At 54.3% G+C, this 25950-nt stretch carries 19 protein-coding genes; 15 read left to right on the top strand and 4 right to left on the bottom strand.

From position 1 onward, the window contains the following. Positions 1-49: 49 nt before the first annotated feature. Positions 50-1777, bottom strand: a complete 1728-nt coding sequence (locus OCA8868_RS05195) for a hypothetical protein (protein ID WP_093995428.1) — start codon at positions 1775-1777, stop codon at positions 50-52. A gap of 681 nt (positions 1778-2458) precedes the next feature. Between OCA8868_RS05195 and OCA8868_RS16775 the strand changes: the two genes are divergently transcribed. The 7 genes from OCA8868_RS16775 (at position 2459) to OCA8868_RS16485 (ending at position 9225) form a co-directional block, all read left to right on the top strand. After that, positions 2459-3304: a helix-turn-helix transcriptional regulator gene (locus OCA8868_RS16775; RefSeq protein ID WP_245848055.1), complete on the top strand. Its 846-nt coding sequence runs from the start codon at positions 2459-2461 to the stop codon at positions 3302-3304. After that, positions 3301-3822, top strand: a complete 522-nt coding sequence (locus tag OCA8868_RS05185) for a hypothetical protein (protein WP_093995427.1) — start codon at positions 3301-3303, stop codon at positions 3820-3822. Before OCA8868_RS16775 ends, OCA8868_RS05185 begins: the two co-directional genes overlap by 4 nt. A gap of 197 nt (positions 3823-4019) precedes the next feature. Further along, positions 4020-5036: a UDP-glucuronic acid decarboxylase family protein gene (locus tag OCA8868_RS05180; protein WP_245848040.1), complete on the top strand. Its 1017-nt coding sequence runs from the start codon at positions 4020-4022 to the stop codon at positions 5034-5036. After that, the gene (gene galE / locus OCA8868_RS05175) at positions 5033-6034 is read left to right on the top strand and encodes a UDP-glucose 4-epimerase GalE (RefSeq protein ID WP_093995425.1); all 1002 of its coding nucleotides are present in this window, start codon (positions 5033-5035) and stop codon (positions 6032-6034) included. The genes OCA8868_RS05180 and galE overlap by 4 nt, the downstream gene beginning before the upstream one ends. Continuing rightward, on the top strand, positions 6018-7868 hold the full coding sequence (locus OCA8868_RS05170) for a glycosyltransferase family 2 protein (RefSeq protein WP_093995424.1): 1851 nt from the start codon (positions 6018-6020) through the stop codon (positions 7866-7868). The genes galE and OCA8868_RS05170 overlap by 17 nt, the downstream gene beginning before the upstream one ends. A gap of 1 nt (position 7869) precedes the next feature. Further along, positions 7870-8769, top strand: coding sequence for a glycoside hydrolase family 26 protein (locus tag OCA8868_RS05165; RefSeq protein ID WP_245848039.1), 900 nt, complete (start codon positions 7870-7872; stop codon positions 8767-8769). Between the two features lie 261 nt (positions 8770-9030). Next, positions 9031-9225 carry a hypothetical protein gene (locus OCA8868_RS16485; protein WP_143849518.1) on the top strand — a complete coding sequence of 65 codons (195 nt, stop codon included), beginning with the start codon at positions 9031-9033 and terminating at the stop codon, positions 9223-9225. A gap of 40 nt (positions 9226-9265) precedes the next feature. Here the strand turns inward: OCA8868_RS16485 and OCA8868_RS05160 are convergent, their stop codons facing one another. After that, the gene (locus OCA8868_RS05160) at positions 9266-10702 is read right to left on the bottom strand and encodes an efflux transporter outer membrane subunit (RefSeq protein WP_179214775.1); all 1437 of its coding nucleotides are present in this window, start codon (positions 10700-10702) and stop codon (positions 9266-9268) included. 272 nt (positions 10703-10974) lie between these two features. Here OCA8868_RS05160 and OCA8868_RS05155 point away from each other — a divergent pair, with 272 nt between their 5' ends. The 7 genes from OCA8868_RS05155 to OCA8868_RS05125 all read left to right on the top strand — a co-directional run bounded on the left by OCA8868_RS05155 (position 10975) and on the right by OCA8868_RS05125 (position 19251). Continuing rightward, positions 10975-12414 carry an aldehyde dehydrogenase family protein gene (locus OCA8868_RS05155; protein WP_093995422.1) on the top strand — a complete coding sequence of 480 codons (1440 nt, stop codon included), beginning with the start codon at positions 10975-10977 and terminating at the stop codon, positions 12412-12414. Between the two features lie 242 nt (positions 12415-12656). After that, positions 12657-13859 carry an aminopeptidase P family protein gene (locus OCA8868_RS05150; RefSeq protein ID WP_093995421.1) on the top strand — a complete coding sequence of 401 codons (1203 nt, stop codon included), beginning with the start codon at positions 12657-12659 and terminating at the stop codon, positions 13857-13859. A 212-nt stretch (positions 13860-14071) separates the two neighbouring features. Continuing rightward, positions 14072-15166, top strand: a complete 1095-nt coding sequence (locus tag OCA8868_RS05145; protein ID WP_093995420.1) for an ABC transporter ATP-binding protein — start codon at positions 14072-14074, stop codon at positions 15164-15166. 88 nt (positions 15167-15254) lie between these two features. After that, positions 15255-16361, top strand: coding sequence for an extracellular solute-binding protein (locus OCA8868_RS05140; RefSeq protein ID WP_093995419.1), 1107 nt, complete (start codon positions 15255-15257; stop codon positions 16359-16361). Between the two features lie 74 nt (positions 16362-16435). Further along, entirely contained in the window at positions 16436-16726 is a 291-nt protein-coding gene (locus tag OCA8868_RS05135; protein ID WP_093995418.1) for a DUF1330 domain-containing protein, read from the top strand. Beyond that, positions 16723-18354, top strand: a complete 1632-nt coding sequence (locus tag OCA8868_RS05130) for an ABC transporter permease (protein WP_093995417.1) — start codon at positions 16723-16725, stop codon at positions 18352-18354. Before OCA8868_RS05135 ends, OCA8868_RS05130 begins: the two co-directional genes overlap by 4 nt. Positions 18355-18357: 3 nt before the next feature. Then, entirely contained in the window at positions 18358-19251 is an 894-nt protein-coding gene (locus tag OCA8868_RS05125) for an ABC transporter permease (protein WP_093995416.1), read from the top strand. Between the two features lie 6 nt (positions 19252-19257). Here OCA8868_RS05125 and OCA8868_RS05120 read toward each other — a convergent pair whose 3' ends face one another. Both OCA8868_RS05120 and OCA8868_RS05115 read right to left on the bottom strand, forming a co-directional pair. Then, on the bottom strand, positions 19258-23016 hold the full coding sequence (locus OCA8868_RS05120; protein ID WP_093995415.1) for a translocation/assembly module TamB domain-containing protein: 3759 nt from the start codon (positions 23014-23016) through the stop codon (positions 19258-19260). Continuing rightward, positions 23016-24791, bottom strand: coding sequence for an autotransporter assembly complex protein TamA (locus OCA8868_RS05115; protein WP_093995414.1), 1776 nt, complete (start codon positions 24789-24791; stop codon positions 23016-23018). The genes OCA8868_RS05120 and OCA8868_RS05115 overlap by 1 nt, the downstream gene beginning before the upstream one ends. Before the next feature lie 135 nt (positions 24792-24926). Between OCA8868_RS05115 and OCA8868_RS05110 the strand changes: the two genes are divergently transcribed. Next, positions 24927-25910 carry a membrane dipeptidase gene (locus OCA8868_RS05110; protein ID WP_093995413.1) on the top strand — a complete coding sequence of 328 codons (984 nt, stop codon included), beginning with the start codon at positions 24927-24929 and terminating at the stop codon, positions 25908-25910. Positions 25911-25950: the final 40 nt, after the last annotated feature.

Raw genomic sequence — 25950 nt, 5'->3', positions numbered from 1 at the left:
AAGGGTCTGGGCCCGGACAAAGCCGGACCCAGAAGTGTTATCCTAACGCTTATGCGTCTGCATCGTCGCCGATGTAGCTGGAGCTGAACGAACCACCAACAACTGTCATATCGACAGTGTTGCCGAGCACGTTTGCACCTTGAACGATGGTCTGGTTGAACGCAGATGTATCAATCTGCGAAGCAGCAGACGCAAAGCTCTCACCAGTGACATAACCGTCGTCACCGTTGCCAGAGCCCCACATGCCAGCGTTTCCGCCGTCACCGCCACCGCCAGCAAAAGCGTCGCCGCCGTTGCCTGCGTGACCGCCACCAGCTTGGACACCGCCAACCTGTGCTTGGCCACCGAATGCGTTACCGGAGTCACCGCCCCAGGCGTGCCCGCCGTAGCCGTCACCACCAGCGCCGCCGGTTGCAGTGTTCATGCCGCCGTTACCAGCTGTTGCGTTCCATGCGCCAGATGCTGCGCCAGCGTCGCCGCCGTTGCCACCATCGGCGTCACCAGCACCTGCAAGGCCAAGACCAGTGCCTGCAGCACCAGAAATTGCACCAGCATCGCCGCCGTCACCGCTTTGACCAACACCAGCACCGAACCCAGCGCCAAGTGCGTCTGCATCGGAAGCACCGGTGTCACCACCGCCAGCTACACCAAGACCGAGACCCAACAGGCCAAGTCCAAGTCCACCAGCACCAGCATCGCCAGCGTCAGAGCTGTCTGCACCAGCACCAGCTGCGCCGATACCAACACCAGCACCACCAGCATCGCCAGAGTCGCCGCCATCAGCGTTTGCATCAGACAGTCCAGCACCAAGGCCGAGGCTTGCTGCTACGGATGCAGCGTCACCGCCGTTACCGCCATCAGCATTTGCATCAGAAGATGCTCCGCCAAGACCGACACCTAGGCCAACAGCTGCACCAGCTGCACCCTGTGCACCTTGGCCGCCAGCTGCTTGTGCGTTTCCGCCATTACCGCTGGTTCCGCCCATAGCACCGGCTGCTCCGCCGATCCCAAGACCACCAAGCGCGGATCCACCGTTCGCATCGGCTGTGCCGTTGCCTTTGCCACCATCTGCTCCAGCAGAGATGCCATCGTCGGCTTCAGCGCGTCCACCAGTCGAGGTGTTTGTCTGCTGCAGGTTGCCGCTGTTGGACACGTGATCGAGTGTGTCGTTGTCGGTCAACTTGTTGGACTGAGCGTTAACAGTCGCAGAGTCGTTGCCAGCACCGTTCAGAGCATCGTTGAGGATGTCTTCGATGTTCATGTCATCGCCTGGGCTGTAGTTCATGCCGCCTTCAGCCATGATGATGTCACCTGTCACAGAGTGGTTCAGGTCAACATCAGCGAAGTCGTTGTCATCTGGCATGTAACCTTCAAAGTCCAGATCGACGTCAACATCGACGTCAACATCTGTGTCTGAAGCATTGTGGTTGGCGTTCAGGTTTCCGTTAAGGTTTCCGTTCAGGTTTCCGTTTCCGTTCAGGTTACCGTTTCCGTTGGAGCTGGCATTCGCATTCGCATTTCCGTTGCCGTTTCCATTCAGGTTCCCGTTTCCGTTTCCGTTCAGGTTCCCGTTTCCGTTCAGGTTGCCGTTGCCATTGCCGTTTGAATTCCCGTTGTCGTTTTCATTGTCACTCGAGGAATACTGGGCTTGGCCCTGACCTTGAAGCTGAGCTTGGAGCTCCGCCTGCGCCTGAAGTTGCGCTTGATCCTGATCTTGGTCCTGATTTTGGTGACCATTGTGATGTGGTGGGAAAATGAAGTTGTTACGATTTGACATTTTGTATCTCCGTAAATTGCACCTACGGGATCGCCACTCTATCTAAGACGACCAACGTGTAGTTGCTGTTTTCATGTGAATTTAGATTGGGAACGTCGGATGATGACTCGATCCAAGGTTCGCCCAGTATTTTGATGTTTGTTTGATTTCGTTCGCAGGCCCCCCGGTCTAATTTATTTGTGTCAGGTGGCAGCGAGGTGATTCGGGCTAAAATGCCCCCAGGTTGCAACCTTCACCAACTCCAGATGCGGTGTTGGTCATCACGGAAATTCGTGACTGTCATAGGTTGGCTGGATCGAAAGCGATCGGGTAGCTGGACATTGGAGCTATGGAGGCGCGTTTGGATAGAGCGTTGATTTTCGGGCGGTAAATCGAAAAAGGTTAACAAAAGGTTTAAGGGGGTTACGCCAAGCCCCCGCAGTCCTTTAGGTCTGTAGACCGCCGATAAACCCGTGCTTTTGCAAACTGTTACAAAAATTTTAACGGACAAATGCTTTGGATTAGGGTAAGTTACCCAAGCGTAAAGCTTTAGATCAGCGCGACGACATTTTTGATCGCTCTGATTAATTTCGATTTCGTAGTTTGCCATTTCGGCAAATTTTCGAGCCGCCAGTGGGTTATTTTATCCAAAGATTGGAGGCTTAGTTTGCAGCCTTAGGGCAGGTAAGAGTACCGGTGAAAATGGCGCACGGTGGGCAAATTGTCTGCAGTGTCGTGAACGTGTTGGTTGCATTCGTAACGAGTTTTCAAGTTGAACTATTACCGCAATTTTCGCGGTTGGATGGGATTGTTTTTTTAACGGGTGACGAAATGATACATGATGAAATTTTGAATTCGAAGACGGCGTCTGGTGTGTTTGTGGGAGACGCGCTCGGCTTTTCAGACACGATGCTCTCGCTTGCTGAGACTGAATTCCCTTGCATGGCTTGCCTGCGAACGCCGCAGGTGAATGACCTGCTGTTGATGGGGAAGGAACGTGCTGAAGCAGTTCGACTGATTGCAGTGGACGAAGCTTTGCTTAGTAAGCTCACGGATGTCCTGCCGCAGCTGCGTGCTATGTTTCCCTTAGCGAGCATCGTGTTGGCATATCGGCACCGTGATGTCGCACGTACGTTGTTGGCGGAAATCAGTGTGAACCCGTCTTGGGGCAAGGTCGGTTTTTTGCCAATGAACTTGAACGTGGACGCTTGGTTATCGGTGCTGCGTTTGATCACGTCGGGCGAGTGCTATGTGCCATCAGAGATTATGATCCCGAAGGCTGCGCCGACGGTGATTACCGAACAATCAGCACCCGCACTGGCAGAGTACGAAAAGGTGGAATTACCGGATGATGTCAAACTAACGGCACGTGAATTGCAGGTTTTAAAATCGGCGGCGAGCGGAATGCAAAATAAGAACATCGCCGATGAGTTGGACCTCTCCCAACATACTGTGAAGCTGCATATGCATCACATCATTGCCAAGCTGGGTGTCCACAACCGGACAGAAGCTGCGAATTGGTATCATGGCCACAAGTTAACGTCATGACACGTGGTGTTGCCGAAAAAAGCAAAGCAGAGGGTCCCGTCGATTTTGACGCCTTCTTATTGCTGATCGGCAAACTCAACTATTCTTGGACAAACACTGAAAGCCTCCTGATCCATTTGATAGCGGGGCTTTCGGGAATGGATAAAGAGATCGCGACTGTTGTTTTCCTGACATTGAATACAACACGCGCCCGGATCGACATGGTTGAGCGGCTTTCAAAACTTAACCGAGTTGATTCAGTGGAACGAGAACGTGTGCTGGAGTTGACCGGCAGAATTCAGAAACAGTCCGCGCTGCGAAACCGGTATAATCATTGTATTTACGCATTTGACACTGAGGGCGAAAATCCGCGTTCAATCCTGATGCGCATCGCAGATCGCAAAGATAAATTGATGATGGGTCAGGTGAATGACCTAGATGCCGCCGCTGCTGAAGCGGTTGAGGCGGCAATCGCCGAGTTGCGGTCGATCAACCGCGATATTTGGATTACTGTCAACGAATTCAATTACCCTGATTAGCCATTAACAATCACGACTATCCTTATTGTTAGCTTACCCCAGATGCCCCTTCGTCCTACGATTTATGTAGAATTTAACGCGCCTTGGTGGCTTATTTTATAGCCTTGGTGCCTTAGGATGCACGCATATTAGCGGTTAGCCATCCTGCAAGAGGGGCAGCATTTTAGACAAGGCCTATTGTTTCGGGGGGAACAGTGGTGACGATATTTACATCGGAATTTAACCAATCAAACTCTGAGGCCCAAAAACGCATTCTAGTGGCAGGTGGTGCTGGATTCCTTGGCGGGCACCTCTGTGAGACGCTTCTTGATGAAGGGCATAGGGTCGTTTGCGTTGACAATTTCCTGACAGGGCGTCTGCGTAATGTCGAACATCTTTTCAGCAACCCACGTTTCACACTCGTCAGCCATGACATTGTTGATGAGCTGCCCGAGATCGGCGCTGTTGATCAGATTTATAATCTTGCCTGCGCGGCTTCCCCTCCGAAGTATCAAGAAAACCCGCTGCATACGTTCAAGACGAGTGTTTATGGCGCGATGAACCTTCTCGATATGGCGGAACGCTACGGCGCGTCTATTTTGCAGTCATCCACTTCCGAAGTCTACGGAGACCCAGATATCAGTCCACAGCCAGAAGGTTACCACGGGAACGTCAACACTGTTGGGCCTCGGTCGTGCTATGATGAAGGGAAGCGCGCCGTTGAAACGTTGTTCTATGAATATCACCAACAACGCGGTGTCAGTACGCGAATTGCGCGGATCTTCAACACTTACGGGCCACGGATGTCTCCGACTGATGGCCGAGTCGTGTCAAACTTTGTCGTTCAGGCTTTGGCTGGGGAAGACGTCACAATTTACGGCGACGGTAGCCAAACGCGTTCCTTCTGTTTCTATACAGATATGATTGCGGGGCTGATGGCCTTGATGAATGCGCCCGACACGGTGAGTGAGCCGGTAAATCTTGGCAATCCGACTGAGTTCACGGTTTTGGAGTTGGCGGAGACCGTCGTTGAAACGCTGGAGTCGTCCTCTAAGCTTCGCTTCGTTGATCTGCCGAAAGACGATCCGAAACAAAGAAAGCCAAACATTGCCCGCGCGAGCGATGTTCTGGGCTGGGCACCAAAGGTATCACTCGCAGAAGGTCTGGCGCACACTATTCCATATTTCGCAGCCGAGACGGACTTGATTGCGCACGTGCCGATGGCAGCAGAATGAAGACGAAAGCATCCATATGTCTTACGGGTGGTGCGGGCTACGTCGGTAGCCATGCGTGCTTGGCGTTGGCGGCGCGAGGCATCAAGCCGCTCACGATTGATAACCTGTCTACTGGATCGCGTGACGCGGTCAGGTGGGGGCCGTTAGTCAATCTGGATTTACGCGATACGGAGAGGGTGACCGAGGCGCTGATTAATTACAACGTAGACACGGTGCTGCACTTCGCGGCGTCTGCCTATGTCGGCGAGTCCGTTAGCGACCCTTTGAAATACTATGACAACAACGTCGGTGGGATGCTGTCCCTTCTCACCGCCTGCGCAGCTGCAGGAGTAAAATCTTTTGTCCTGTCCAGCAGCTGCGCCACTTATGGCATTCCCGACAATATCCCTGTCGTGGAAAATGAACCGCAGCGCCCGATCAATCCTTACGGCATGACGAAACTGATGTGCGAACAGATGCTTATGGATGTCGCGCCGCTAACGGACATGTCCTATGGCATCTTGCGGTATTTCAATGTCGCTGGGGCGGACGTTAGTGGGACATTGCGGGAAAATCACGACCCTGAAACCCATCTCATTCCGTTGACTTTGTTTGCCGCTGCTGGCTGGACGTCTGCGTTGAAGCTTTTTGGTGGCGACTACGAAACGCCCGATGGCAGTTGCATTCGTGACTATGTGCATGTGAGCGACCTCGTGCACGGGCACATTCTGGCGTTCGAGCATCTACGCGCAAATGGCGGCAATCTCACCGTCAATTTGGGCAGTGGACAAGGCGTGTCGAACTTTGAAATCGTTGAAATGGTTGAACGTGTGACGGGCCGGCATGTGCCTGTTGAAATCGCACCGCGCCGCAAAGGTGATCCGCCTGTGCTGGTTGGGAATACATCAAAGGCGCGGGAACTGCTTGGTTTCGTACCACAGCGTTCCGATCTTGCGACAATTGTGGCGGACGCGGCGCGCTCAATGGGATTGGAGGCCGCCCATGCGATTTCGGCCTGACAAAACGACAAACGACGGAGCGCAATATCGTGAGTCCGTTTTATCTGGGCGGACCCGTCTGAAGTATCGCTTATTCGTCCTTGTTTGGATCGCGGCGGCAGGTTTCTTTTGGGCGTGGTGGCTACAGCCGATCCACAATATTGGTCTAGGTCGATACCTCCTCGTGAGCGCGTGCCTGTTTTGGGTGTTTTTCCTTCAGGCCTATTTCATTGCGATGTTCATGCGTGCGCAGCGTGTATCAAAGGCAGCTCAAGACCTTATCGCGCCAAGGGTGGCGATGGTTGTCACCAAAGCGCCCGCAGAACCTTTTTACGTCGTGCGTGAAACGCTTTTGGCGATGCTTGCACAGGATATTCCGCATGACACGTGGTTGGCGGATGAAGACCCGCAGCCCAAAACGATTGCATGGTGCAAAGCGAACCGTGTCAAAATTTCCACTCGCAAGGGTGTCAAAGAATATCACCAACCCAACTGGCCGCGTCGTACACGTTGCAAGGAGGGTAACCTTGCGTATTTCTACGATCATTACGGCTACGAAAACTACGACTTCGTGGCGCAGTTGGATGCGGATCACGTCCCGCAGGCCGACTATCTACGCGAGATCTTGCGCCCTTTCGTTGACCCTTCAATAGGGTATGTAAGTGCGCCAAGTATCTGTTCACAAAACGCAAACATTAGCTGGGCTGCACGTACGCGCCTACATGCCGAAGCTATGTTTCATGGGGTGTTGCAAGCTGGGTATTCCAACGGGTGGGCGCCGATGTGCATCGGCTCGCATTATGCCGTGCGCACCAAAGCGTTGCGTGAAATTGGCGGTCTGGGGCCTGAGCTGGCCGAGGATCATTCAACGTCGATGCTGATGAACGCAGGCGGCTGGCGTGGAATGCACGCGATGGACGCGATTGCGATCGGGCAGGGACCCGCAAATCTTGCAGATTTGGTCACGCAGGAATTTCAATGGTCACGCAGCCTAGTGTCATTGCTGTTGTCGCATACGCCCCGCTATTTCCGTGCGCTACCTGCGCGACAGAAGTTCCAATTCGTTTTTTCGCAACTTTGGTACCCGATTTTTGCGGTCTTCATGGCGACGATGTTTGTGCTTCCAATCCTCGCGTTGTTGTTCGACTTCCGATTTGTCGGAGTGACCTATCCAGCATTCTTGGCGCATGTGATCCCTTCTATTGCTGTGCTGGTGTGGCTGGCCTACCTCATTCGCGCTGACGGGTTTTTCCGGCCCTTTGATGCCAAAGTACTGGGCTGGGAAAAGGCATTATTTGCAGCGCTACAGTGGCCTTGGGTCTTGTGGGGCTGCACGATGGCAGCTTGGGATAAACTGTCCGGCAAGTTCGTCGACTTTCGCGTAACTCCCAAGGGCGAGGCGGCATCATCGGTCGTTTCGTGGTCTGTGTTGTTGCCCTATTTCGCGTTAGCGCTTGGGTCGTTGGCGCCAGTTTTGTTGGTCACCGATGTGCAAGACGCCGCAGGGTTCTACCTTTTCGCACTTATCAACGCGGCCATTTACACAACCTTGTTCGCGGTCATCATTATCAACCATCTGCGCGAAAACCCAAGCCGTGCGTATCAATTGAGTGGGCACGCCATGGCGCAGTTCGCGGCCGTCGCCGTACTCGGTGGCGCGATAGGCTACGGTTCGGTCACACAAGGGCGCGACGCGGCTATCGCGCTGGCGACAACAAACGGTGATCTGCAATTCTTGCAGTCCGGCTACGTAGTGGCTGGCGCTGGGCAAGGAAATTATGGCGACCTGCACGTCACCTATAATTCAAACTGGCTTTCAGATTTTCTGCAAACCCGCACTAAAGGAGGGGAATAAGATGTCATTCAAAATTCATAAACAACCTATGAACGCGGCGGCGCTTGTTGCCGTCCTCATATCCGCGTCATCTGCGATGGCGCAGTCGTTGCCCCCTGGAGACATCCCGTTTGGGGTGTTTGATCCGGGCGGTGAATATAGCGATGTACAGGGTATTGCGATTGAGCATTTGTTCCTTCCATGGGAGGATGTTTTCCTTCCCAGCCTTGCTGAGGCCGAAACCTATACTGCTGAGCGTGGGCGCGCACTTTTAGTGACGATCGAGCCTTGGACATGGACGCGTGATGAACGTAATTCACCCTCCGTTTTGCGCAACGGGATCGCGAATGGCGTCTATGATGAAACGATGGATACGGTTTGCAGTGCACTTGGCACGCTTGATCGGCCGCTGACGATCCGTTGGGCGCAAGAGATGGACGACGAAAGTGGCCAGTTCATTTGGGCTGGTTGGGAACCGCAAGACTATGTCGATGCGTACAAACGGATGATCGATATTTGCCGGACAGGTGCGCCGGATGCTTCGTTTATGTGGTCCCCATTGGGGTTCGAGAACATGGGCGATTTTTATCCAGGGGATGACTACGTTGATATCGTCGGATTGTCGGTGTTCAGCCTCGCGCCTTGGGAACAACAGGTTCTGGGCAGAGAACAATCCTTTGATGACATCTTTGCCCCGCGGTACGAACGCGCGCTTGCTTTCGATAAACCGATCATGATCGCCGAGCTTGGTTTCGTTGGGGACGCGGACCACGTTGCGATGTGGGATGCCGACGTGCGCAGTAAAACGGCGCTTTATCCAGAACTCGACGCGGTTGTGTATTTCAACCAGCAAGAGGTTTATCCATGGCCGAATGACTTCGGTTTGCCGGATTGGCGCAGGACTGCACAGACACTGAACTGATGTGTCGGGTGGGCCGTTGCCGCAACTCGGCGGCAATTCGCCCGTCTGGAAATCAGCGCATTCAACGTGGCTAGCACGTTGAGATAACTCTGCTTCTTATCGGGGGCGGGGAAAAAGCACGTTCAGTCAACGGGCTTTTGAGTCACTTTCATAGACTTTGAAATTGCGCCGGCTTGACCGTTTAGGTGATTTTAAGGCATTTCTCCAAGTATTGACGAGGGTTGCGGACTTCAAATGTGACCCCGGTTTGAGGAGAATGCAGTGACTAATCGTATCCAACGGCTTTCGAGCCGACTAAATACCATCGGGCTTACCAGTGCTTTCATTCTAACGATTTCTGCCGCACCAAGTTTGGTCGAAGCGCAAAGCGCGAACACCGCTACGACGACGGGTAGCGGAACCTATGTTTGCACGCCTGCAGGTTTTGGTAATCCATCACGGTGTTATCGCCGCTAAAACAGATCATGCCCGCCAGATCACTTAGGCAGGCATCAGATCAATTGTTGCCGCCAGACGCGAGGACCGTTCCTTCGAGTGCCAATGGGTCAGAAGGCATAACGGGAGCCTGACCTTCGGCGGCGAAAGCCATTCCTTCAACATTCCAACCGCGCCCTGTCGCCACCTGCACCCGCATCCAGCTGAGTGCGTAATTGCGCCGTGCGTCCGCGAGGTCCAACCGGTTGCTGGCGTTGATGCGTTCTGCATCCAGTACATCTGTTAATGTCGCTTCACCCAATTGATAAGACTCGCGCGACAGGCGCAAGACGGATCGCGATGCGGATGCCGCCCGCTCAAGATGTTGAATCTGGCGGTTCCAGTTCCGGCAAAGCGTAAGTGCGACTTGGACTTCTTCAACAGCAATAAGAACACTATTGCGCCATTCGAGTTCGGCACTTCGGGCTGCGGATTGTGCGATCTGTTGGCGTCCGCGTAACAGCCCACGGTTTAGAATCGGAAGCGTTAGGAGAGGGCCAAAAGACCAACCATTTGCGGTGCCTGCTGCAACCGTTCCGTTCAACTGGATCGATGGGTACAATTGGGACTCTGCAACACCAATCTGTGCAGTTGCAGCCGCAAGGTTTTTTTCTGCTACACGAATGTCAGGACGATTTCGCAGTAAATCCGCGGGCAAACCAACGTTGGTAAAGCCATGTGGGTGCGGCTGAGGTGCGCCAGATTGCATCTGTTCCAGTAGTGGAGATGCAGGTTCTGCCAGCAACGTCGCAATATGGAAAACGTTTACCTCAAAGTTCGCGACCAAGATCGGCAACGGTGCCTGCGCTGAGGCTAAAAGGGAACGTGCCTGTTGGACTTCGAGTTCGGTCGCTTCTTCAACGGCCCGTCTTTCGTTCACAATCGCCAGCGTTTGACGACGGCTTGCAATGGTTTGGCGCGTGATCGCCGCGGTTTCTTGATAATAACGCGCTTGAATATAGCTGTTCGCCAGATCCGCGAGATAGGCGAGGCGGATCGTTCCGACGTCAAGCTGCGCAGCCTCCAAGTTTGCGACAGACCGTTCCTGTTCACGTGAAAAACCACCAAACATGTCAATGACATAGCCCGCATTAATCGAGAGGTTGTTTGTCGTTTCGGAGCCACTTTCATCGCCCTGATGCTGAACGGCAGCCGAAAGCGAGCCGCTAGATTGTGCATTCACGCCAGTCTGACCCAGGCGCGCATTCGCTGCTGTGATACGTTCCAATGCGGATCGCACGTTTAGGTTTTGCTCAGCCCCTCGATCCACCAATTCATTCAAAATGGGATCGTTCAAGCGTTGCCACCATGGGTCCGCATGCGCGTTTGAAAGCGTGCTATCGCCACCAAGAATGAATGCAGGAGCCACGTCCATCGTTGGTACTTCGAAGTTTGGTCCGACCGCTGAACAACCAACTAAAACAACGATGCTGCCAGCGGATAAAATAATCCTGATCATCTGTTCTGCCTGCCAAAAACTGCACTTTTCTTTAATAATTGCCGCAATTTGCGAAAAACAATGTGGCAGAAATGGGGCAGCGTTGCCGTTTTTAAAGAGTAGATGCATTCTGAAGACACTCGCATCGGTGGATTTCGCGCCGTTTTCCGCAACTTTAAGGTCGGAATGCTCATGACATTGATTGCGTTTTGGAGAACTATTTTCAAGAATTGGCTTGCGCGGAAGGCAGGTCGTAGCGATGTAGTGTGGGAGCGAATTGAAAGGGTCTGAAAATGGACAACGCACGCAACTTTTATATCGATGGTAAATGGGTCGCGCCTATTGCCGGAACGGACTTTGAAGTGATCGATCCTTCCACTGAGGAAGCTACATCGGTGATTTCTCTGGGTGGGCAGGCGGATACCGATGCCGCAGTCGCAGCGGCAAAGGCCGCGTTCCCGAAATGGCGTATGTCATCCAAGGCGGAACGTATTGAGCTGATGGAAAGCATCCTCGATATCTACATGCGCCGTTCTGATGAAATGGGCGAAGTTATCAGCCGCGAAATGGGCGCGCCGATTGACATGTCCAAGGTGCAGCAATCTGGTACGGGGTCGTTCCACCTCAAGGCGTTTATCCAAGCGCTGAAAGAGTTCGAATTCGAAGGCCCGCTGCGCGCTGGTGAAGAAAGCACGCACATCATCCATGAACCGATTGGTGTTTGTGCGCTGATCACACCGTGGAACTGGCCGATGAACCAGATCACGTTGAAGGTGATGCCCGCATTGGCGACAGGCTGTACGATGGTGCTGAAGCCGTCTGAACAATCCCCGCTTTCCGCGACTCTGTTCAGTGAAATCATGCACGAAGCGGGCGTTCCTGCTGGCGTTTACAACATGCTGAACGGCGATGGCCCGGGTGTTGGTAGCCAACTGTCCGTTCACAAAGACGTCGACATGGTTAGCTTCACGGGTTCTACCCGTGCAGGGCAAGCGATCACGATTGCAGCGGCACCTACCGTCAAACGCGTCAGCCTTGAGCTTGGCGGCAAGGGCGCGAACATTGTGTTCGCTGATGCCGATCCAAAAGCCGTGCAGCAAGGTGTTGCACGTTGTTTCAACAACACTGGCCAGTCCTGTAACGCGCCGACACGTATGCTGGTGGAACGTTCTCGTTACGACGAAGCAGTTGAACAAGCGGTTGCTGCGGCGAACGCCACGACCGTCAATCCTGCGGCAACGGAAGGCCAGCATATCGGGCCGCTTGTTTCAGAAATGCAGTTCAACAAAGTGCAGGACTTGATCCAAAAAGGGATTGATGAAGGCGCCAACCTTGTTGCCGGTGGCGTAGGCCGCCCTGAAGGATTGAACCGCGGGTTCTTTGTAAAGCCAACTGTGTTTGCCGATTGCACCAACGATATGAACATCATGCGTGAAGAGGTTTTCGGGCCTGTCTTGTCCATGATGCCGTTCGACACCGAAGAAGAAGCGATCGCGATTGCCAATGACACGGACTATGGTCTGACTAACTATGTTCAGACAACTGATCCTGAAAAAGCCCGTCGCGTTGCACGTGCTATGCGCACGGGCATGGTCGACATGAACGGCAAAGGCCGCGGTGCGGGGTCTCCGTTTGGGGGCATGAAGCAGTCCGGCAATGGCCGTGAAGGTGGCAAATGGGGCTTGGATGAGTTCTGTGAAGTCCGCGCGATTGGCGGCTGGCCCGTCGAATAACGCGACCTGTAAGACGGAAAACGAAATGATCCGGCTTTCCCGAAAGGGGAGGCCGGATTTTTCTTGCCCGACTCAGTGTTTCAGACTTATCAATTCCGAAAGGGCCAGCGATGGCGTCGCTTCATACTTAATGCGCCCTTCATCTATCCTGAACGCCGGGATCTTGCTTTGTCGCCTTTGGCGCTGAGGAAGGTTTCGGCCTCCTCACAAAGCTTAGGTTTTTATCGCGAAGGAGTCCGTTCATGGATCGCCCACAGCACTATCGTTTTCACCAAGGGGATAAGGTCCTCCCGTTTGCCGACGCCGAATATGAAGGGCGTCTCGCTAAGCTGCGCAAAAGCATGGCTGATCTGGGCGTGGATGCCTGCGTTTTCACGTCGATGCACAACATCGCCTATTATTCTGGCTTTCTGTATTGCGCGTTTGGGCGGCCCTATGCGCTGGTCGTGACAGCGACAGACAACGTCACCATGTCTGCTGGTATCGACGCCGCACAGCCGTTCCGCCGTGGGTATGGCGACAACATCACATACACAGATTGGCAGCGAAACAATTACTGGCGGGCTATTCAGTCGGTGACCGGATCGGGCAAGGTTGTCGGTTACGAGGGCGACCATCTGAGCCTTGCGCAGAAAGCGTTGCTAGATGAATTCCTGACGCCGAAATCCAGCATGGATATTGCGCCGACGACAATGAAGCAGCGGATGCATAAGTCCGCAGCCGAGATCGACCTGATCCGCGCAGGCGCAAATGTCGCTGATGTCGGCGGCTATGCGATTAAGGATGCTGTGAAGGTCGGTGCGCGCGAGATTGATGTCGCGATGGCGGGGCGTGACGCGATGGAACGGGAAATCGCCAAGCGGTTCCCTGATGCAGAATATCGCGACACGTGGGTTTGGTTCCAATCCGACATCAACACCGATGGTGCTCATAACCCTGTAACGTCTCGCAAACTTGAGCGTGGCGATATCCTGAGCCTCAACACCTTCCCGATGATTTCCGGCTATTACACAGCACTTGAACGCACGATGTTCGTCGGCGAAGTCGACGACGCAAGCCTGAAGATCTGGGAAGCCAACGTCGCGGCCCATGAGTATGGCATGTCGTTGTTGGTTCCTGGCGCGAAGTGCAGCGAGATCACGCACAAGATCAATGACTTCTTTGCTGAACGCCAGTTGTTACAGTACCGCACATTTGGCTACGGCCATTCGTTCGGTGTTCTGTCTCACTACTACGGACGCGAAGCAGGGCTAGAGTTGCGCGAAGATATCGACACGGTACTCGAACCCGGCATGGTAATTTCGATGGAACCGATGCTGACGATCGGTGAAGGAAACCCCGGTGCAGGCGGTTATCGTGAACACGATATTCTAGTGATCAACGAAGACGGCAACGAGAACATCACAGGCTATCCTTATGGTCCTGGTTTCAACGTTGTTGGATAAGCAAGTCGCGCGGCACATTAGAGTAAGATGCGCCGCGCGATCTAATGATGAGCATAGAAAACAGTTAATACTGTTAGAAATTGAACCTGTTAGCGCCACAACTTTCCACGAATCATGTTGTGTTCTTTGAGACTCTCAAGCAGGCTGACGTTCAGACTTTGGGTGACCTGCGCGGATGATGCGGGCGCCTATCCGCAGGGGGGAATGTCTATATGACAGATACGCAGTCGGCTTTCGTGGCCTTTGAACGTGTCCAGAAAAGTTACGACGGCGAAGTTTTGGTAGTCAAAGACCTGAACCTTTCGATGCCTAAGGGCGAGTTTTTGACAATGCTTGGGCCATCAGGGTCTGGCAAAACGACTTGCCTTATGATGCTTGCAGGGTTTGAGACAGCCACACACGGCGACATCCTGCTTGATGGTGTTTCAATAAACAATATCCCACCGCACAAGCGCGGCATTGGCATGGTGTTCCAGAACTACGCGCTGTTCCCGCATATGTCGGTTGCGGAAAACCTATCTTTCCCGTTGGAAGTGCGCAAAATCGGCAAGTCCGAGCGTGAGGAAAAAGTCATGCGCGCGCTGGGCAGGGTTCAGATGCAAGATTTCGCCGGACGTCGCCCTGCACAGCTTTCTGGTGGTCAACAGCAGCGCATCGCGTTGGCGCGTGCTTTGGTGTTTGAACCTGAATTGGTTTTGATGGACGAACCCCTTGGTGCGCTGGATAAACAATTGCGCGAAACCTTGCAGTTCGAAATCACAAATCTCGCGCATGAGCTTGGTATTACAACGGTTTACGTGACGCACGACCAAACCGAAGCGCTGACAATGTCAGACCGTGTCGCTGTGTTCGATGATGGTCGCATTCAACAACTCGCGCCGCCAGATCAGCTGTACGAGCAGCCCGAAAACAGCTTCGTTGCGCAGTTTATCGGTGAGAACAACACGCTGGAAGGTGTGGTGCAGGAAATTCAGGGCAACACTTGTATCGTTAAGCTCGACAGTGGTGACATTATCGATGCGGTTCCGGTGAACGTTTCGACAGTTGGCGAACGCACACGCGTTTCCATTCGCCCTGAACGCGTTGAATTCAACCGTGAGCGTTTGCACGCTGATGCCCATACGCTGAAGGCCGAGGTGCTTGAGTTCATTTACATGGGCGATATCTTCAGAACGCGCCTGCGCGTGGCTGGAACCGATGAGTTCGTGATCAAAACACGTAACGCGCCTGATCAGAAACGCCTGAAGCCCGGCGAGATGATCGAGATTGGCTGGCTCGCAGAGGATTGCCGAGCGCTCGACGCATAGCTGCGCAGCGTTCGATAAAACAGCATGTCCGTCGCCCGGACGGTCACGCTGAAACGTACAAAACCGGGCACTTCAATGGGAGACTTCAATGAAAACGACTATGAAATTGATGGCCACAACATGTCTGACGCTGACGGCGACACTCGCTGTTGCGGAAAGCCACATGGCCGATGAGATGACAATCGTTAGCTGGGGCGGCGCATACTCCGCATCACAAAACAACGCATACCACATGCCTTACTCTGAGATGACTGGCGTCAACATCATCAACGATGAATCCTCTGCTGAAGCAGTTGCGAAACTTCGTGCGATGAACGAAGCAGGCAACGTTACTTGGGACGTTGTTGATGTGGTTGCATCCGATGCGATCCGTCTTTGCGACGAAGGCCTTGCGCTGGAAATCGACTTTGATGAGCAACTAGCACCGGGCGACGATGGATCCACTGCTTCTGATGACTTCGGCGATCTTCTGGTGTCCGACTGCTTCATCCCGCAGATCGTGTACTCCACGACATTTGGTTACCGTACAGACCTCGTTGGCGACACTGCACCAACAGACATCTGCGCAGTCTTCGACACTGAAACATACCCAGGTATGCGTTCCCTCGAAAAGCGCCCAATCAACAACATGGAATGGGCTTTGCTTTGTGACGGCGTAGCGAAAGACGACGTTTATGACGTTCTGGAGACAGAAGAAGGTCAGGCACAGGCATTTGCCAAGCTCGACACCATTAAAGACAGCGTTATCTGGTGGTCCGCTGGTGCTGATACGCCACAGCTTTTGGCTGACGGCGAAGTTGTCATGGGATCCACATACAACGGTCGTTTGTTTGCTTTGATCGAAGAGCAGGACCAGCCGGTGGCAATGCTCTGGGACGCGCAAGTGTTTGACCTTGGCGGTTGGATCATCCCAACTGGCCTGTCACCTGAGCGTGAAGCACGCGCATTGGACTACGTCCGTTTCGCGACTGACACACAGCGTCTTGCAGACCAAGCCAAGTACATCAGCTACGGTCCAGCACGTGCGTCTTCCGCACCGCTTGTTGGAAACCACGCTGAACTGGGTATCGACATGGCACCACACATGCCAACAGACCCAGCGAACGCGGAAAACACGTTCCTGTACAACTACGAATGGTGGGCTGACTACCGTGACGATCTGGATGCGAAATTCCAGGTCTGGTTGTCCCAGTAACCGATTGAATTGGAAGGGCGGGCTGCGATTGCCCGCCCTTTCGACCCAACGACCACCAAATTCGGATACAAAGAATGCCTAAGGGATACATCATCGGCCACATCACCGTGACCAACGAGGAGGCGTATAAAGAATACGTTGCCCGTGACACGCCGATGTTTGAAGCCGCCGGTGCGCGTATCCTTGTCCGTGGTGGAGATGCCGAAAACGCTGAAGGCCCGCAGTATGCGCGTCACGTCGTTTTCGAATTCGACAGCTTTCAAGCTGCTAGAGACTTCTACCATTCGCCCGCGTATCAAGACGTGATCAAGATCCGCCATGCCAATGCTGACAGTATGATCGTCCTTGTGGAGGGATACGAATGAGCGACACAACAACAGGCCCCGTTCTGGCTGCAGATGGACGCCCGCTAAAGGCATCCCTCAACCGTGCATTACGTCGCCAGAAACTCCGCGCGATGATGCTGATTGCGCCGTTGCTGATTTTCATTTTGGTGTCCTTCGTGATGCCGATCGCCGATATGCTGTTCCGCTCCGTCGAGAACCAGATTGTTTCCGATACGCTGCCGCGCACGACTGCTTTGCTGCCCGATTGGGACGGAGAGGGCGCGCCAGATGATATGATCTATGAAGCGCTCGCCCGTGATCTGGCCGTGGCGGTTGAAGCGAAGGCACACACGCGGCTAGGTAGTCGATTAAACTACGAGCGAACGGGGATTTCATCCTTGCTACGCAAAACGGGTCGTGGCGTCGATGAGATCGGCGAAACACCGCAAGACGTTCTCGAAGGCGTCAACGACATTTGGAAAGATCGCGATGCGTTTGGAAGGTTGATCGGAACGTCCGAATGGGTGGACGCGATCAACGCTTGGGACGGCGAAGATTCTAGCACCCGCATCGCACCCGAATTTAACGCAAACTCAAGCTTCGCTGAGCAATTCCCCGGGACAACATCGCTTTATGCGTCATACGTGCTTCAATCGGTTAGTGAAGAAGACAACCCGCTGGGTGAAAAACCGTGGCCAATCTTGTTCCATGTTTTGGCGCAAGAGCTGCCATCAGCGACACCGCCATCTGATGTGCCAGAAGAGCTGGCCCTCGCATTGCGCGAAGCAGCGACCGCATTGGATGGCGTGGTATTGGATGACCCCAGAGCCGTTTTCCTCGACATAGACGATGACTGGGGTGATCAAGGTGTCTGGACTACGATCCAGACTTATGGCCCAGCCTACACGAACGGTTACTTCCTGAATTCGATCGACATGCAAAAGGGGCTCGACGGTCCTGAATGGCGCCCTGAGAATGAGCAGATTTATATCGTGTTGTTCATTCGGACCATGATTATGTCGTTAACAATCATGGGGATGTGTGTGCTATTGGGGTATCCAATTGCATGGCTGCTGGCGAACCTGCCAGACCGCAAAGCCAACATGCTGATGATCCTTGTTTTGCTGCCGTTCTGGACGTCGCTCTTGGTGCGTACATCTGCGTGGAAAGTGCTGCTGCAACAGCAGGGCGTGATTAACGACGTACTCGTCTGGATTGGCATCGTCGCGGATGATGGTCGGCTGCAACTTATCAATAACCAGACCGGTACAATCATCGCGATGACGCACATTCTGTTGCCGTTCATGATCTTGCCGCTCTATTCGGTGATGAAGACGATCCCACCAAGTTATCTGCGCGCGGCTAAGTCACTTGGCGCAACGAATTGGACAGCCTTCTGGCGGGTCTATTTCCCGCAGTCTGTCCCCGGGATCGGCGCAGGGTGTATCCTCGTGTTCATTCTGTCCATCGGCTACTACATCACGCCTGAACTGGTCGGCGGCACTAAGGGTGTCTTCATCTCGAACCGGATCGCTTACCATATTTCCAGCTCGCTGAACTGGGGTCTTGCTGCGGCGTTGGGCACGATCCTTCTGGCAGTCGTGATGTTGCTATACTGGATGTATGACAAGATCGTTGGCATCGATAACGTGAAATTGGGGGGCTAAGATATGTCTGCATTGCCACCATATGCAACGACAGGCCAACGGGTCTGGCACTATAGCTTCCGCATCATTTGTGGGCTTATCTTCTTCTTCCTGATCGCACCGATCATTGTGATCATCCCGTTGTCATTCAACGCACAGGACTTCTTCACGTTCACGCCAGAAATGCTGGCGCTTGATCCCGAAGGGTACTCGACCAAACACTATGAGGATTTCTTTACGAATTCCGATTGGCAATTGGCACTGAAAAACTCGCTCAAGATCGCGCCTGTGGCGACGATCCTGTCGGTGTCATTTGGGACCTTGGCCGCCATCGGCCTGAGCCAGTCACACGTCCCGTTCCGCCGTGCGATCATGGCGATCCTGATTTCACCAATGATCGTACCGCTGATCATCTCCGCGACAGGCATGTATTTCTTCTACTCCAACCCATACATCCCAACACCGTTCGGCAAGATCGACCTGCCGTTCACCCTGACGGGGACATACTGGGGCGTTGTATTGGCACACGCTGCGCTGGGAATTCCGTTCGTGATTATCACTGTTACGGCGACGCTTGTCGGGTTTGATCAATCTCTAACTCGCGCGGCGGCCAACATGGGTGCGAACCCTGTGACGACTTTCTTCAAAATCCAGATGCCGCTCATTTTGCCAGGTGTCGTGTCGGGTGGTTTGTTCGCCTTCATCACATCCTTTGACGAAGTAGTCGTGGTGCTATTCGTCGGTTCCGCTGGGCAAAAAACATTGCCGTGGCAAATGTTCACCGGACTTCGCGAACAGATCAGTCCGACCATTCTAGCGGTTGCGACAATTCTTATCGCTGTCTCGGTCCTGCTGTTGTTCACGCTTGAAATTTTGCGGCGGCGGTCTGAACGCTTGCGTGGAATGTCACCCAGCTAACGGCGTTTAGTAGTCGCGCTCAAAGAAGATCCCGACGCTGGTTTCACCGTCGGACCCAACCGACCCGCGTGCGGTGAAGTTGCGGTCGATGTCGATATTGATGTTGATCTCTGAGTTGCCATTCGCGCCAACGGTGACATCTGTGTAGACGTTGTCTGAGATGTATTTCCCAGCGCGAACGGCTGCGGTGCCATCCTCACTGGTCACAAAATCTAGGTCATCAAGGTCGAGCCCTTCACGGAGGTTTCCGACTACGCCACCGTTCGCACCACCAGTGCCGGCAAGCGTTGCCACGGCGGAAGCTAACTGCACCGCTTGCAATGGGCTGATGGAAGACAGGTCGCGGCCAAACAGCAACTGAGCGAGGACTTCGTCCTGCGGCAATTCAGGCGAGCTTTCGAAACGCACTTCAATATCTTCAGCAGGGCCTTCAACGATAATACTGACCATGGTTCCGGTCGCGGTCTCTGTCGTGGCGACCAACCGCAAAAATGGGGAGAAATCCCCTTGGAGTTGAGCGTAACCTTCGTCCAATTCAAAACGTTGCCCCAAGATGTTCAATCGCCCGCGAACCAGATCGAACCGTCCTATAGGGATAAGATTGTTTAGGCTCCCAGTTAGGCGCAATTGCCCCCCAAGTTCTGCATCCAGCCCGCGACCGCGCACGAAGATACGCGAAGGGACGCGGATGAGAAGGTTGATTGGGAAGTCGGGCCCAGCGATGGTGGCTTGCTCTGTCACGGGTGCTGTGTTCACTCCGGCCCGTGCGAGCGTTTGTTGAACATCCATGCGTGGTCCAAGATGCGTTACTTCGGGCAGGCTGCCCAATGCGCTGACACCGGTTGATGGGACCTGTACTTCTGCCGCTCCAACGTCGATCGTCCCCGCGATCTGCGCACCGCCAGTTAGGGGCCCGTTAATCGTGACCAGTCCGTTTGCCGTGGTGCGGTAAAGGGTCGGATCACGCAAAACGACATCCGTAAGCTGGGCATTTAAGGCGGCTTGAAAAGGTGGGACGAGGTCGACAGGGCCAGAAAGCGTCAAGGCGCCACCGTCTGCACTGGCCGCCCGAAGATCAAGGCGTGCCGTTCCGCCAGCAAGTTGAAGTGTACCGTTCAAGTCTTCAATCGCTTGGCGCAGGTTTGGTGCCACTAAGCGGGCGCCGCTGATTGTTACGGGCCCGCGCACAGATGACAGGGCAGGCGGGCCGTTCACCGTCAGATCAAACTGGGCCAAACCGCTGATTTGACGCGGATCGATATAAACGTTTGCGAGTGCAAGGGGGGCAGAGCCGTTGATGTTCACGTCCAGCTGACCGCTATTTGAAACACGCCCTGTTGCACGCGCAGCAGTACCGGCCGGACCCGTTGCATCACCCGTGACGTTCCAACCAGACGCATCTTGGTTCGCGGAAATCTCAGCAACCAGTGGGCCAGAGAAATCGGATACTAACACCGCAATGTCACGCAAACGTACAGACAAGTTGGCCGTCGTATCGCTGCCGGATGTTACGACGGCACCGTTCGCTGTAAGGTTCGGAAACACGGCATTAAGGGCATCAATGCGAAGGCGTCGAGACTCAGAAAGTCCGACGTTCGCAGACACACGACCGAGCCCCGCGAACACACGATCCAGCACCGCAGGACCTGCACGAAGGTCTTGTGTACGTGCGGCGATATCCGCACTTAGAACGCCCGTATTTGTTGAGTAGATGCCGTCCAATTCGACCGTGAGGCCACCGCCAAGGCGTTGCCCCGCGACATTGCCATAGGCGCTCAGATCACTCACGGAGAGGGTCGTGTCGGTTTGAAGGACGTATCCGTTTTCATGCGGAGACGCGGTTCCAACCGTTGAGGCGCTTATGTGTGGCGCTGCAACGTCAGCGTCCAGAGCAATCACGCCTTCTGAATCAGTTTTGACATCAGCAGTAAGGGTCGCCGGGCCCGAAAGTTCAGGTGCGAGAATGTTCAAGTCCGTGATCTGAGCGGTAAAGTTTGCGGCCGCTGATTGTGCGGTGATCTCGGCGTCGCCAGTCGCAACGACGGCCTCATTGCGGATGTTGATCTCGCTTAGTCGCGTCCCCGTCGTGTCGCGTGCGATTTGAAGCGCCAGCGTTCCTTCGCCAGCTAAAAGCGGGTCCGCTTCGGGGATGCCAAGGGCAAGGTCGCGGGTGCTCGCGTCAATGTCGAAATCGAAAATACCGTCAAAAGGTAGCGCCGTCCCCGAAAGCGCAATGGTACCGTTTCCTGCCAGTTCAACACCAGTCAACGCAGCGAAGCGGGTGAAATCATCTGCCGTTACAGAGAGTTCCGCACGCGTGTTGAAGCGTTCGCCCGGACCATTGATGTAGGCAAGACCGAACGCCTGAATTCCGGCCCCAGCTAATGTGAGTTCGCGCACCACGAAGGGCCCATCGGACAATCGCCCGACGTTGAGCGTGCCATCAATGTCAGTTCCAATCGCCTCGCTTAAGGCAGCATCATCAAATACGAGGCCACGCGCCGCATAGTTCAAATCCGCTGAAAAGCGCCCGCGCGTTGCGTTAATACTAGGGGAGATAACACCACCACCTGAGAGCGTGAGCGCGCCGACAGAAACCCCGGTCTGCGTTAGGGACGTGATATCGAAGGCGCCGGTCCACGTTTCTCCGTTGGCTTCATCATATTGTACATTGAGAGACATTTCGCTGACTTCGATCGGGTCACCTGCAATGGGGAGGAGAACACGGTTCGCACCGCCAGACCCGAGACGCCCGCGCAGATCAATCGTTTCTGGCCAACCCTGCGCGTCAATATTTGCTGACCCGCGTAACACCACCTGATCAGCAGCAATGAGCAAGTTGGACAGTTGCACGCCGCCGCCGCTGGGCACGGTGCCTTGAACACGTAGGATTGCTTGTTCGCCAAAGAACGGGTCGTACTGATCGGCCAACATAGGGCGCAAATCGCCCGCTAGGTCGATGTTGAAGTCTTGGTCGGTGCTATCAACGGAGCGCGACAACACGACGGTACCTGTCACACGCTCTACGTCATTTGTTGCCAGCGCTATATTGCCCGTGAATTCATCTAGCGGCGCGTCGCCGATGATTTCCAGCTTAACTGACGGATTGTCTGGAAGGCTAAGGAGGCGGGCTGCTATCCCGTTTTGTCCTTCTTGCGCCAGAAAGTTTAACGCCAATCGGCGCGTTTCGTTTTCAAAGGACGCATCGACGATGAAGCGACCCGTCTTGCCGTCTGTGCGTTCCAAAGTGAAGTCGGTGTCTCCCGCGCCCTCGCCAAGACGCAAAGACGCGTTCAGACGTGCGGTTATTGGCTCTCCCAGCAAATCTTCGGGCAAAACAATTTCGTCTGCTGATACAGAATTGAGGTCAATGGAAACGGGTAGGTCAGGTAAACTGAACGGCGTGGCCTCTGCGCTTGGAAGGTCAGCGGCTGTTTCGTTTGTTGCTGGAAGGCGGATCAGTTCAATGCGTTCCGCACTTAGGGTTTCGACTTCTATGCGACCAGATAAAAGGGCGGAACGGTTCCATTGAAGCGTCAGCGCCTCAAAGCGTAGCCAAACCCCGTCTGGGTCCGCGATGGTAATTGCATCTACGGTCGCCTCAGAGCTAAGCGCACCTTCAAAGTTCACTAAGCGGACGATCATTTCGTCGTTTGAAATGGTGTCTTCGATCAGGCCTGTGATGTAGTCGCGGTCTTCTTCGGTGGTCTGCGCAAACGCGCCGCCCGCCCAAACAACAAACAACAATCCAAATAAAAAACGCATCAGAATGACTGCCCGATACCGATGTAAACTTCGAGCTGCTTACCAGCATCATTACCAGACGTCGGCGTTGCCAGATCAAGGCGGATCGGGCCAATTCCCGTGTTGTACCGTAGGCCAAGCCCCGCACCAGAATGCCAATCACCGTTTTCAAATGGAATGTCGTCTGCGCCGATAAAACCGGTGTCAACGAAACCAACAACACCGATGGTGTCCGTCACATCAACACGTGCTTCTAATTGGGCACCAAAGAATGACGTCCCGCCAATTTCGTTTCCGCCCCCAAGATCAACCGCGAGAGACTGGTAAGGTTGGCCGCGAACCGTGCCGCCGCCGCCGGAGAAGAACAGATAGCTGGCCGGAACGCTTGCTGCATCGGCCCCGATGATCGAACCGATCTGACTGCGAAACGCCAACGTCAGACCGTCGTTTTCGCCAAAGCTGCGATAGATGCGGCCGTCACCTACAATCCGAAACCCACTTCCATCGTTTCCGACAAACGGAGACACAAGCAGGTTCGCGAAATACCCTGAGTTTGGATCAAGAGCATTGTCGCGGCGATCTTTGGTACCTTCAATCGGCGCATAAAACAGGCCGTAGCTGCGGTCACCAAAAGAATCGGAGATTTCACCGCCGGCGTAACCCAGACCATATTCTAGGATCACGTCGTCACGTATGCGGCGGATGATGCCTGCTTCGATGTGCGCATCCCGCTCAAAGAACGAGGGTTCATCCAGTTGCTCTGCATTGGCGTTCACGTAGAAATCTGTGTCTTGGCGAAACGTTGCAGGTCGCAAGAACGTCGCACCGAGTGCGTAGTCGATACCGCCCGTGCTGCCAGTTAGCCCTGTAACCTCTGCATCAACGCGGAACCGTTCAGCGCCGCCCAAAAGGTTTCGATGTAGCCAGAAACCGGACAACGTTAGGCCGGAAACTGTTGAGTATTCGATACCAGCCCCAATCCTACGCGGTGTTTGTTCAACCACGGATAAGGTCAGCGGAAGCGTCGTTCCATCCGGCGCAGTACCTTCCGTGATCGCAGCGGAACTGAACGCACCAGTGCGGCGAAGGTTGGCTTCAGCGCGCGTAATCATTGCAGGATCAAAGGTGCTTGTGGGCAAGCCAGCAATCGCAAGCACACGCTCTGTCCGCACGGCCTCATTTCCGGTGACGGTGACGTTCCCAAACGTAAGCTTTGGGCCGGGATCAACGATAATTGAGACATCTAGTTGTTCGTCCGGATGACGCGCGGTGATGCTTTGCCCGCTGGTGTCCGCTAAGGGATGCCCGACATCACGCCAGCCGCCCACGGCGGCGCTGGCAGCATCACCGATGTCATCGGAACGCGCTGTATTTCCTGTGCTGAAGGCCTCAGGCAGCTCTGTTCCACGCGCCAGTGGCGCAATGTCCGCACGCCCGAAGGTAAATCGCGGACCTGGTGAAACGGAAAGGACAACACTAGAAACAGAACTGCGGGGCATCAGCGGATCTAGCCGCGAGGCCTCAATACCGTCCACAAGAATTGAAATCGTTCCGCCGTAGTACCCTTCGGAGTACAAACCTGTCAGAAGGCGGCGATAATCTGCACGCGCAGCGGCGACGTAGTCTTGCGGGGCATCTGCCCCATCGCGCGACAAGGCCAACGTCAAGGACGCGGCGGTAAGGGCTGAGCGCAATTCATCACTGGCGCCCGGTGCATTTAAACGTACTTCTTGCGCCCCGAGTACGCCGGGAATCATCCACGCTGAGAGCGCCAATGTTTTGATCAGATTGCGCATGTTACCCGCTCTACACTCGTCTTTTGTCCTTCATACCTGAGGCAGCACGGCAGCGAAACGGCAAAGCCCGCTTAAGCGTGGTTCTGCCGATCAATAATACTGGTAATATTCTGGCGTTGAGGGCAGGGTGCGCGAATGGGATACTTGATTGATAATCTGCAATACGCAAACTGGTCCGAAAAAGTGTTTCGCCAGATGCGCGAAGGTGGCGTCGATGCCGTACACGTGACCATCACCTATCACGAGACTTTTCGTGAAATGGTGTTGCAACTTGAGGCGTGGAACCGTCGGTTTGAACAGTTCCCGGACTTGATCATGCGCGGGACCACTGCTGCTGACGTCGCGAAGGCACAGGCGACGGGGCGCACCGCTATTTTCTTTGGCTTTCAGAACCCTAGCCCGATTGAAGACGACATCGGCTTGATTGAAATCGTTCACCAACTTGGCGTGCGGTTCATGCAGCTGACGTATAACAACCAATCACTCCTCGCGACGGGCTGCTATGAGAATTACGACGCAGGGCTAACCCGATTTGGCAAACAAGCCATCGCTGAGATGAACCGAGTTGGTCTTGTGGTGGATATGAGTCATTCGGGGGACCGTTCGACGTTAGAGGCAATTGACACGTCGTCGCGTCCGGTCGCCATAACGCATGCGAATCCAAACTGGTGGCACCCAGCCTTGCGCAACTTTGACGATGATGTGGTTAAGCCTCTCGTCGCACGGGGCGGTATGATGGGGTTCTCGGTTTATCCGCATCATTTGAAAGACGGATCCGCCTGCACGCTAGAGAGTTTCTGCGAAATGGTGGCGGAAGCCGCTTCGCGTTATGGGGCCGAAAACCTCGGGATCGGGACGGACCTTTGCCAAGATCAGCCAGATAGTATCGTTGAATGGATGCGCGTGGGCCGTTGGTCTAAGGCGATGGATTATGGCGAAGGATCCGCTGATGCGCCCGGGTTCCCTCCAATGCCTAGCTGGTTCGGCGACAACCGCGACTTCGGTAATATCCGCGCTGGGCTTGATGCGGTCGGGATGTCTGCGGCTGAGATTGACGGAATTATGGGCGACAATTGGTTCCGTTTTTACGACAAGAATTTCGGTCCTGACCAATCTTAGTCAGCGGGCGACGTTTTGTGCGCAAAGCTGTCGATTTTAG

Origin of the sequence: Octadecabacter ascidiaceicola (assembly GCF_900185015.1) — a bacterium.
GTDB lineage: Bacteria > Pseudomonadota > Alphaproteobacteria > Rhodobacterales > Rhodobacteraceae > Octadecabacter > Octadecabacter ascidiaceicola.
This window is presented reverse-complemented; position numbering and strand designations above follow the sequence as displayed.

Bases quoted from the DNA above. Each gene is read 5' to 3' on its own strand.
- OCA8868_RS05195 (WP_093995428.1), bottom strand. From the start codon at position 1,777: ATGTCAAATCGTAACAACTTCATTTTCCCACCACATCACAATGGTCAC.
- OCA8868_RS16775 (WP_245848055.1), top strand. From the start codon at position 2,459: ATGGCGCACGGTGGGCAAATTGTCTGCAGTGTCGTGAACGTGTTGGTT.
- OCA8868_RS05185 (WP_093995427.1), top strand. From the start codon at position 3,301: ATGACACGTGGTGTTGCCGAAAAAAGCAAAGCAGAGGGTCCCGTCGAT.
- galE (WP_093995425.1), top strand. From the start codon at position 5,033: ATGAAGACGAAAGCATCCATATGTCTTACGGGTGGTGCGGGCTACGTC.
- OCA8868_RS05170 (WP_093995424.1), top strand. From the start codon at position 6,018: ATGCGATTTCGGCCTGACAAAACGACAAACGACGGAGCGCAATATCGT.
- OCA8868_RS05165 (WP_245848039.1), top strand. From the start codon at position 7,870: ATGTCATTCAAAATTCATAAACAACCTATGAACGCGGCGGCGCTTGTT.
- OCA8868_RS05160 (WP_179214775.1), bottom strand. From the start codon at position 10,702: ATGATCAGGATTATTTTATCCGCTGGCAGCATCGTTGTTTTAGTTGGT.
- OCA8868_RS05155 (WP_093995422.1), top strand. From the start codon at position 10,975: ATGGACAACGCACGCAACTTTTATATCGATGGTAAATGGGTCGCGCCT.
- OCA8868_RS05150 (WP_093995421.1), top strand. From the start codon at position 12,657: ATGGATCGCCCACAGCACTATCGTTTTCACCAAGGGGATAAGGTCCTC.
- OCA8868_RS05145 (WP_093995420.1), top strand. From the start codon at position 14,072: ATGACAGATACGCAGTCGGCTTTCGTGGCCTTTGAACGTGTCCAGAAA.
- OCA8868_RS05140 (WP_093995419.1), top strand. From the start codon at position 15,255: ATGAAAACGACTATGAAATTGATGGCCACAACATGTCTGACGCTGACG.
- OCA8868_RS05135 (WP_093995418.1), top strand. From the start codon at position 16,436: ATGCCTAAGGGATACATCATCGGCCACATCACCGTGACCAACGAGGAG.
- OCA8868_RS05130 (WP_093995417.1), top strand. From the start codon at position 16,723: ATGAGCGACACAACAACAGGCCCCGTTCTGGCTGCAGATGGACGCCCG.
- OCA8868_RS05125 (WP_093995416.1), top strand. From the start codon at position 18,358: ATGTCTGCATTGCCACCATATGCAACGACAGGCCAACGGGTCTGGCAC.
- OCA8868_RS05120 (WP_093995415.1), bottom strand. From the start codon at position 23,016: ATGCGTTTTTTATTTGGATTGTTGTTTGTTGTTTGGGCGGGCGGCGCG.
- OCA8868_RS05115 (WP_093995414.1), bottom strand. From the start codon at position 24,791: ATGCGCAATCTGATCAAAACATTGGCGCTCTCAGCGTGGATGATTCCC.
- OCA8868_RS05110 (WP_093995413.1), top strand. From the start codon at position 24,927: ATGGGATACTTGATTGATAATCTGCAATACGCAAACTGGTCCGAAAAA.